The organism is Mycobacterium sp. E136 (assembly GCF_001666865.1).
Lineage (GTDB): Bacteria > Actinomycetota > Actinomycetes > Mycobacteriales > Mycobacteriaceae > Mycobacterium.
Window position 1 is genome coordinate 1 of record NZ_LZJE01000276.1, and the last position, 8,430, is coordinate 8,430.

General features: G+C 68.4%; 9 protein-coding genes and 2 pseudogenes. 2 read left to right on the top strand and 9 right to left on the bottom strand.

Annotated features, from left to right (window positions below; all coding sequences use genetic code 11):
* Together A5698_RS18275 and A5698_RS29530 are read right to left on the bottom strand one after the other, a co-directional pair.
* Positions 1–508: YebC/PmpR family DNA-binding transcriptional regulator (locus A5698_RS18275; protein WP_068299824.1), on the bottom strand; the 508-nt coding region annotated here is incomplete at its 3' end.
* A gap of 83 nt (positions 509–591) precedes the next feature.
* Positions 592–750 (bottom strand): hypothetical protein, encoded by a 159-nt coding sequence (locus tag A5698_RS29530; RefSeq protein ID WP_231967449.1) that lies wholly within the window; start codon positions 748–750, stop codon positions 592–594.
* Between the two features lie 229 nt (positions 751–979).
* On the opposite strand from A5698_RS29530, the gene A5698_RS18285 reads away from it, so the two are divergent.
* Positions 980–2,191 (top strand): acyl-CoA dehydrogenase family protein, encoded by a 1,212-nt coding sequence (locus A5698_RS18285; protein ID WP_068299827.1) that lies wholly within the window; start codon positions 980–982, stop codon positions 2,189–2,191.
* 68 nt (positions 2,192–2,259) lie between these two features.
* On the opposite strand, the gene pdxT is transcribed toward A5698_RS18285, so the two are convergent.
* The 7 genes and pseudogenes from pdxT to pgsA all read right to left on the bottom strand — a co-directional run.
* Complete coding sequence (gene pdxT, locus A5698_RS18290; protein WP_068299831.1) at positions 2,260–2,844, bottom strand: pyridoxal 5'-phosphate synthase glutaminase subunit PdxT; 585 nt, start codon at positions 2,842–2,844, stop codon at positions 2,260–2,262.
* Positions 2,841–3,680 carry an acyl-CoA thioesterase II gene (tesB, locus tag A5698_RS18295; protein ID WP_067084127.1) on the bottom strand — a complete coding sequence of 280 codons (840 nt, stop codon included), beginning with the start codon at positions 3,678–3,680 and terminating at the stop codon, positions 2,841–2,843. Before tesB ends, pdxT begins: the two co-directional genes overlap by 4 nt.
* Positions 3,681–3,689: 9 nt before the next feature.
* Positions 3,690–4,598, bottom strand: coding sequence for a pyridoxal 5'-phosphate synthase lyase subunit PdxS (pdxS, locus tag A5698_RS18300; RefSeq protein WP_059164661.1), 909 nt, complete (start codon positions 4,596–4,598; stop codon positions 3,690–3,692).
* Positions 4,599–4,664: 66 nt separating this feature from the next.
* A pseudogene (locus tag A5698_RS18305) lies at positions 4,665–5,695 on the bottom strand (NUDIX hydrolase).
* Positions 5,692–6,885 carry a glycosyltransferase family 4 protein gene (locus tag A5698_RS18310; protein WP_068299834.1) on the bottom strand — a complete coding sequence of 398 codons (1,194 nt, stop codon included), beginning with the start codon at positions 6,883–6,885 and terminating at the stop codon, positions 5,692–5,694. The pseudogene A5698_RS18305 and the gene A5698_RS18310 overlap by 4 nt, the downstream one beginning before the upstream one ends.
* Positions 6,882–7,820: a phosphatidylinositol mannoside acyltransferase gene (locus tag A5698_RS18315; RefSeq protein ID WP_068299838.1), complete on the bottom strand. Its 939-nt coding sequence runs from the start codon at positions 7,818–7,820 to the stop codon at positions 6,882–6,884. The genes A5698_RS18310 and A5698_RS18315 overlap by 4 nt, the downstream gene beginning before the upstream one ends.
* Positions 7,817–8,269 (bottom strand): annotated as a pseudogene (gene pgsA, locus A5698_RS29085) (phosphatidylinositol phosphate synthase); the annotation flags it as partial. The gene A5698_RS18315 and the pseudogene pgsA, both read right to left, overlap by 4 nt.
* Positions 8,270–8,332: 63 nt before the next feature.
* Between pgsA and A5698_RS30020 the strand changes: the two are divergent.
* A partial coding sequence (locus tag A5698_RS30020) for a CDP-alcohol phosphatidyltransferase family protein (protein ID WP_502688950.1) occupies positions 8,333–8,430 on the top strand: 98 nt, incomplete at its 3' end.

Below are 8,430 nucleotides of genomic sequence, written 5' to 3' on the forward strand. Positions count from 1 at the left end.
CGCCGAGGTCGTTGACGTCCTCGGCGCCGGCCTCGAGCACCGCCATCAGCACGTCGTCCTCGGTGAGGCCGTTCTTGTCGAGGGTGACGACGCCCTTGCGGGAGAAGAGGTAGGACACCGAACCGGGGTCGGCCATGTTGCCGCCGTTGCGGGTCATCGCGACGCGGACCTCGCCGGCCGCGCGGTTGCGGTTGTCGGTCAGGCATTCGATCAGCACCGCGACACCGTTGGGGCCGTAGCCCTCGTAGGTGATGTTCTGGTACTCGGCGCCGCCGGCTTCCTCACCGCTGCCGCGCTTGCGGGCCCGCTCGATGTTGTCGTTGGGCACCGACGACTTCTTGGCCTTCTGAATCGCGTCGTACAGCGTCGGGTTGCCCGCCGGGTCGCCGCCGCCGGTCCGCGCGGCGACCTCGATGTTCTTGATTAATTTGGCGAACATCTTGCCGCGGCGGGCGTCGATGACCGCTTTCTTGTGCTTGGTGGTGGCCCACTTGGAATGGCCGCTCATGCAGGTAGTACCTCTCCGTGCGCTTTCGTGCGCCAAGTTCGTGCGCTGAGTCCGCCCGACGAGTCTACGTGGATGTTTGCGCCCTACCGAACCGCGTCGGGCGACGTCAGCGCGACGACGCGGTACCCGACGGCGGCCGGCCAGGCGATGTGGCCGTGCACGTGCACCTGCAGCCACGTCGGTGCGCCGGACGGGTCGTCGGTGAACGTCGCGGCGGCTGTCCGGGATGCCCCTGGGCGCATTGGGTGCTCGGCGCAGCGCAAGGCCGGACACGATCGGTTTGCCGTCGAACCAGGCGGTGCCGGTGTATTCGGTGCGCCGCGTGTGCGCCGTTCGCGAGCTTGACCAGTGTGTCGATGCGGGGTTGCGGCTCGACTTCGACCATCGTCATCGCGGCGTTCCGTCCTACCCACGCTGTTAGGTCTGCCACAATACTTCGCCGCTATCTTACTCCGCAGTAAGATAGCGGGCATGTCCTTCTCGCTTGAGCTGTCCCCCGACCTCGTCCATGTCCGGGACTGGGTGCACGAGTTCGCCGCCGACGTCGTCCGCCCCGCCGCCGCGGAGTGGGACGAACGCGAGGAGACCCCGTGGCCGATCATCCAGGAGGCGGCCAAGGTCGGCCTGTACTCGATGGAGTTCTTCGCCGAGCAGGCCGCTGAGCCGTCCGGGCTGGGCATGCTCGTCGCGTTCGAGGAGATGTTCTGGGGCGACGCGGGTATCGCGCTGTCGATCCTGGGCACCGGCCTGGCCGCGGCGTCGTTGGCCGCCAACGGCACCCCCGAGCAGATGGCCGAGTGGCTGCCGCAGATGTTCGGCAGCGTGAACGAACCGAAGGTCGCGTCGTTCTGCTCGTCGGAACCCGGCGCCGGTTCCGACGTCGGCGCCATCCTCACCCGCGCCCGCTATGACGAGGCCGCAGACGAATGGGTGCTCAACGGCGTCAAGACCTGGGCCACCAACGGCGGCATCGCCGAGGTGCACATCGTGGTCGCGTCGGTGTATCCCGAACTCGGCACGCGCGGGCAGGCGACGTTCATCATCCCGCCGAACACCCCCGGCTTCCGGCAAGGTCAGAAGTTCCTCAAGCACGGCATCCGCGCCTCGCACACCGCCGAGGTGGTGCTCGAGGACGTCCGCATTCCAGGCAATCTGATCGTCGGCGGCAGGGACAAGTTCGAGGAGCGCATCGCGCGGGTGCGCGAGGGCAAGCGGGCCAAGAGTCAGGCCGCGCTGGCGACGTTCGAGCGCACGCGGCCCACTGTCGGCGCGATGGCGGTCGGCGTGGCGCGTGCCGCGTACGAGTACGCGCTCGACTACGCCCGCCAGCGAGAGCAGTTCGGCAAGAAGATCGGCGAATTCCAGGCCATCGCGTTCAAGCTGGCCGATATGAAGGCCCGCATCGACGCCTCCCGGATGCTGGTCTGGCGGGCCGGCTGGATGGCGCGCAACGGCAAGCCGTTCGACAACGCCGAGGGGTCGATGGCCAAGCTGGTCGCCAGCGAGACCGCGGTGTACGTCACCGACGAGGCGATCCAGATCCTCGGCGGCAACGGCTACACCCGCGAGTATCCCGTCGAGCGCATGCACCGCGACGCCAAGATCTTCACGATCTTCGAGGGCACCAGCGAGATTCAGCGCCTGGTGATCGGCCGTGCGGTCACCGGCCTGGAAATCCGCTAGCCCTGTCTGCGATTTGTGAGTGAAAACGTTCGGTCAGCGATCGAAATCACTCACAAATCGCGCGACTGCTAGAGCATCGAGACGAACAGTTTGTGGATGCGACGGTCGCCGGTCATCTCCGGATGGAAGGCCGTCGCGAGCCGTTTACCCTGGCGCACCGCGACGATGTGACCGGCCGCCTCGGCCAGCACCTCGACGTCGGGCCCGACGCGTTCGGCCCACGGAGCGCGAATGAACACGGCGTGCACCGGCCCGTCGACGCCGCCGAAGGCCAGATCGTCCTCGAACGAGTTGACTTGGCGACCAAAGGCATTGCGCCGCACCGTCATATCGATCGCCTTCAACGGTGTCGCCTCCCGTCCGGCCGCGCCGGCATCCAGGATCTCCGAGGCCAGCAGGATCATGCCGGCGCATGAGCCGTATGCCGGCATGCCGTCGGCCAGCCGCGACCGCAGCGGTTCGAACAGATCGAGCTCGCGCAGTAGATGGCTCATCGCGGTGGACTCCCCGCCTGGGATTACAAGCGCGTCGACGGCCTCGAGTTCGCGGACCCGCCGCACCGTCGAGGCCTCCGCCCCGGCCTCACGCAGCGCGGCCAGGTGTTCGCGCGTATCGCCCTGCAGCGCAAGGACACCGACGTGTGGAGTGCTCACGGTTTGTAGTCGCGTTTGAAGCGGGTCAGTCCCTCTTGCATGACCGCCGCCACCATCTCGCCGTACTGGTTGAAGATCTTGCCCTGGCACAGCGACCGGCCACCGGAGGCCGACGGCGAGGACTGGTCGTAGAGCAGCCACTCGTCGGCGCGGAACGGACGCATGAACCACATCGCGTGGTCGAGGGAGGCGACCTGCAGGTGCCTGCGCTCCTTCGGGTAGTTCACCTGCGCCGAACCCAACAGGGTCAGGTCGCTCATGTAGGCCAGCGCGCAGATGTGCAGCACCGGGTCGTCGGGCAGGGGGTCGCGATGCTTGAACCACACCTGCTGCTGAGATGCCTTGCCCGGCAGCTTGTTCAATGTCTCGCGCGGAATGATCCGTACGTCCCACTCGTCGAACTGGCGGAAGCTGGCGTCGTCGAACACCTCGCTGACCGACGCGTAGTTCGGGATCTCATCGGGCGATACGGCGACGGGCATCGCGTCCTGGTGCTCGATGCCGCTCTGGTCGGTCTGAAACGACGCCGACATCGAGAAGATCGTCTCGCCGTGCTGGATCGCATTCACCCGACGCGTCACGAACGACCCGCCGTCGCGCAGGCGCTCCACGATGTACACCGTCGGCGCTTTGGCGTCGCCGGGGCGGAGGAAGTACCCGTGCAACGAGTGCACTTCGAACTCCGGGTCGACCGTGCGCACCGCCGAAACCAGTGACTGCCCCGCGACGTGTCCGCCGAAAGTGCGCTGCAGAAAACCGGATTCGGGGCTGAACACGCTGCCCCGATAGATGTTGACCTCGAGCTGCTCCAGGTCGAGGATCTTCTCGATCGCCATCCGGTCCGCTTACCAGCCGCGTTCGGCGAGCCGGTGAGGGGCCGCGACGTCCTCCACGTTGATGCCGACCATCGGCTCACCCAGCCCGCGCGACACCTTGGCCAGCACGTCGGGATCGTCGTAGAACGTCGTGGCCTTCACGATCGCCGCCGCACGCGCCGCGGGATCGCCGGACTTGAAGATGCCCGACCCGACGAACACGCCCTCGGCGCCGAGCTGCATCATCATCGCCGCGTCGGCCGGGGTCGCGATGCCACCGGCGGTGAACAGCGTCACGGGCAGCTTGCCGGCCCGGGCCACCTCGACCACCAGGTCATAGGGCGCCTGCAGTTCCTTGGCGGCGACGTAGAGTTCGTCCTCCGACAGCGAGGTGAGCCGTCGGATCTCGCCGCCGATCTGGCGCATGTGGGTGGTGGCGTTGGACACGTCGCCGGTGCCGGCTTCGCCCTTCGAGCGGATCATCGCCGCGCCCTCGGTGATGCGGCGCAGCGCCTCGCCGAGGTTGGTCGCACCGCACACGAACGGCACGGTGAACTTCCACTTGTCGATGTGGTGGGTGTAGTCGGCGGGGGTCAGCACCTCGGACTCGTCGATGTAGTCGACGCCGAGGCTCTGCAGGATCTGCGCCTCCACGAAGTGGCCGATGCGGACCTTGGCCATCACCGGGATCGTGACCGCCGAGATGATGCCCTCGATGAGATCGGGATCACTCATGCGGGCGACGCCACCCTGGGCGCGGATGTCGGCGGGCACCCGTTCGAGCGCCATGACCGCCACCGCACCGGCGCCCTCGGCGATCCGGGCCTGCTCGGGCGTGACGACGTCCATGATCACGCCACCCTTGAGCATCTCGGCCATGCCGCGCTTCACCCGGGCTGTTCCGGTTTGGGTCACCGACCCGTTCGGTGCGGTATCCACTGCTATCTCCTCCGAATCGCTACTGATCCAGTCTAAACGCGGTCGCAAATGTGTTGATTCCGCACTTCAGCGGATCGATTGCAACTGCTGATGCGCACCGCCCCCGCGCGCGTCGGCGACCGCATTGGCCTGTTCCAGCAACTCGCCGAGTTGCAGCGGGTAGACGGTTTCGCCATTGGCGACCAGCTCTTGGATCATTGTCTCATCACACCAGCGATAGCCGTGAATCGTGCGCCGCTCGAGGGCGGTGTGACCGCCGACCGAGGGTTCGAACCGCGTCGCGCGATACACGAAGAACAGCTCTTCGCTGCGGATCTCCGCGCCGTCGAACTCGAACACCGCCTGACGCCGCCACAGCGGTCCGACCAGGTCGGCAGCGGCCACGCGCAGACCGGTCTCCTCGCCGATCTCCCGCGCCGCGGCGTCCGCCAGCTCCTCCCCCGGTTCCACCGCACCGCCGACGGTGAACCACCAGCGCGGCGCGTCGGCCAGTCCGGGGTCCGAGCCGCGGAATAGCAGCACGGCGCCGGCCTCGTCGAGCAGAACCACTCGCGCCGACGTGCGCCAACTCACCTGCGGCCGACCTCCGGTACCGTCTCGGGTCGCTCGACGATCTCGAAATACGTTGGCAGCGCAGCGGTTCCGCCGAGCCGCAGCAGACGCACCACCGGCCGTTCGCGCAGCGCGAGGGTGTCGCGCACGGCGTCGTTGTGAAAGCGGCGGGCCAGCACCACCCGCGCTTCGGCGTCGGACAGTTCGGTGACCAGAGGCGGCGGCAGCGTCGCCAGGTCCACCTGGGCCAGCGCGGCCGACAGGTCGTTCTCCGCGCCCTCGCGCCCCGGCCGAGGTGACCGTTCGGCGGCGTCGGCCAGTGCGGCCAGCCGGGCGGCATCCGGTCCCTCGCCGTAGGCGTCGACAGCGACCGCACGGGCGACGACCGCGCGGCGGGCCAACGCGCCGTCGAGCGCCTGCCAGGACAGGTCGTATCGCACGTGCAGGCGGTCCAGGCGGTTGGCCGTCTGCAAGGCCCACCCGCCGACCGCCAGGATGAGCACCACCAGCGCCGCCAGCGTGATCACGACGATCCAGGTGATCACCGAACGCCTCCGGTCGCCTTCCTGGTCCTCGCCGTTCTCGCCGTTCTGGCCTTGCCACCGCCGTCACCGCCGGAGACCGTGACCTTGGTGCCCGAGCCCGAGACCGTCTCGTACACACGCATGATCTGGCGGGCCACCACCGACCAGTCGTAACGCCGCACCGCGTGGGTCGCCGCCGCGACATAACGCTCACGCGCCGCATCGTCGGCGAGCACCTCGATCAGCCCATCGGCCAGGGCTGCTGCGTCGTCGACAGGAACCAGGCGGCCCGCCGCACCGTCGTCGAGCACCTGACGGAACGCGTCGAGGTCGCTGGCCACCACCGCGGTGCCGGCCGCCATCGCCTCGACGAGCACGATGCCGAAGCTTTCGCCGCCGGTATGGGGTGCGCAGTACACGTCGGCGCTGCGCATCGCCGACGCCTTGTCCGCGTCGTCGACCTGTCCGAGGAAGCGCAGATGTGAGGCGAGTTCGCCGGCGTCGTCGCGCAATTCGTCCTCGTCCCCGCGGCCGACGACGAGGATCTCGACGTCGGGGAACTGCTCGACCAGCGTCGGCAGCGCGCGCAGCAGCACCGCCATGCCCTTGCGGGGTTCGTCGTAGCGCCCCAGGAACAGCACCGACTTTCCCGCTCGGGGGTAGCCGTCGAGCAGCGGCGCCGACGCGAACGCCGCTACGTCGACACCGTTGGGGATCACCACCGCATCGCTGCCCAGGGCCTCCATCTGCCAGCGACGAGCCAGGTCGGACACCGCGATGCGGCCGACGATCTTCTCGTGCATCGGGCGCAGGATCGGCTCGAATACGGTGAGCGTCAACGACTTTGTGGTCGAGGTGTGAAATGTCGCGACGATCGGCCCCTCGGCGATGTTGAGCGCCAGCATCGACAGGCTCGGGGCGTTGGGCTCGTGCAGATGCAGCACGTCGAAGTCGCCTTCGGCGATCCAGCGCTTGACCAGCCGGTGCGTCGCGGGTCCGAACCGCAGCCGCGCGACGGATCCGTTGTACGGAATCGGAACGGCCTTGCCGCCCGAGACGACGTAGTCGGGCAGCTGGGCGCCCGGTGACGACGGCGCAAGCACGCTGACGTCGTGGCCCAGGCCGTGCAGGACGTCGGCCAGCTGCAGCACGTGCGACTGCACCCCACCGGGCACGTCGAACGAGTACGGGCAGACCATGCCGATTCTCACGGGCTGGCCTCCAGCTTCGCGCGCCGCTCGGCCGACAGGTCCGCCAGCCACTGCGGTTGCATCATGTGCCAATCGGCGGGATGGGCGGCGATGTTGCGGGCGAACCGGTCGGCCAACGCCTGGGTGATCGCGGTGACGTCGCCCGAGGACGTGTCGATCTCGGGATAGACCCGCATGCCCCAACCATCGCCTTCGAACCAGCAGTGCACCGGGAACAGCGCCGCCCCGGTCTCGATCGCGAGTTTGGCCGAGCCGGCGGGCATGCGCGTGGGTTCGCCGAAGAATTCCACCTCGACCCCGTTGCGGCTCAGGTCGCGCTCGGCCATGAGGCATATGGGTCGGTTGTCGCGTAACCGCTCGGCGAGGATTTCGAAGGGCGGGCGGTCACCGCCGGTCAGAGGAACGACTTCGAAGCCGAGGCCCTCCCGGTATTCGACGAAACGGTTGTACAACGACTCGGGTTTGAGCCGTTCGGCCACCGTGGTGAACGTGCCGTAGTTCCGGGCCAGCCAGACTCCGGCCATGTCCCAGTTGCCGCTGTGCGGCAGGGACAGCACCGCGCCGCGGCCGGCGTCGAGCGCGCCCCAGAGTAGGTCGATGTCGTCCACGACCAACTCTCGGCCGAGCGCCTCGTGGTCCATCGTCGGCAACCGGAATGCCTCCCGCCAGTATCGGGCGTAGGAGGCCAGCGAAGCACGAATCAGCCCGTCGGGCACCTGTTCGGGCGGCACGCCGACGACCCGCGCCAGGTTCTTGCGTAGCTGTTCGGGCCCGCCACCACGGGCCGCGAAGTGTGCCCCGGCGTCGAAAGTGTTGCGGGCGAAGAACTCCGGCATTGCGCGTACCACCCGCCAGCCGGCCGCGTACCCCCAGTCCGCCAACCGGCCACCCAACGGGTTGGCACTGGCCGTCGGTCCCGAGGGGGTGGTCGTCACGGCTCGCCCGCCTCCGGTTTGTCGCCGCCGGCGTTGGTGGTGTCGGGTTTGGCGATTCGGTCCATCGCCCCGGGAGAGGTGCGCACGCTGTGCACGCGCTGCCCGAGGGTCACCAGGCTGGTCACCGCCAGCACCCACATCGCGATGTGCAGCAGCCACACCACTCCGAAGAGGCCGGATAGACCCGCGCCGACCAGCACGATGATCAGCCGTTCCGGGCGCTCGATCAGGCCGCCCTCCGCCGACAGCCCGCTGGCTTCGGCGCGGGCCTTGATGTAGGAGATCACCTGCGACGTCACCAGGCAGATCGCCGTCGCGACGACCAGCGAGGTGCTCCGCATCCCGAACGCCGCCCACCACAGCAGACCGCAGAAGATGGCGCCGTCGCTGATCCGGTCGCAGGTCGCGTCCAGCACCGCGCCGAAACGAGTGCCTCCACCGCGCTGACGCTGTATCCGATCGGTCAGCTGTGGTGGGGTTCGGTCGCGGTGTGGATCTTCGTGCTCGCCGACATGCTCGACGGGGCGATGGCCCGTCAGCGCGGTGGAGGCACTCGTTTCGGCGCGGTGCTGGACGCGACCTGCGACCGGATCAGCGACGGCGCCATCTT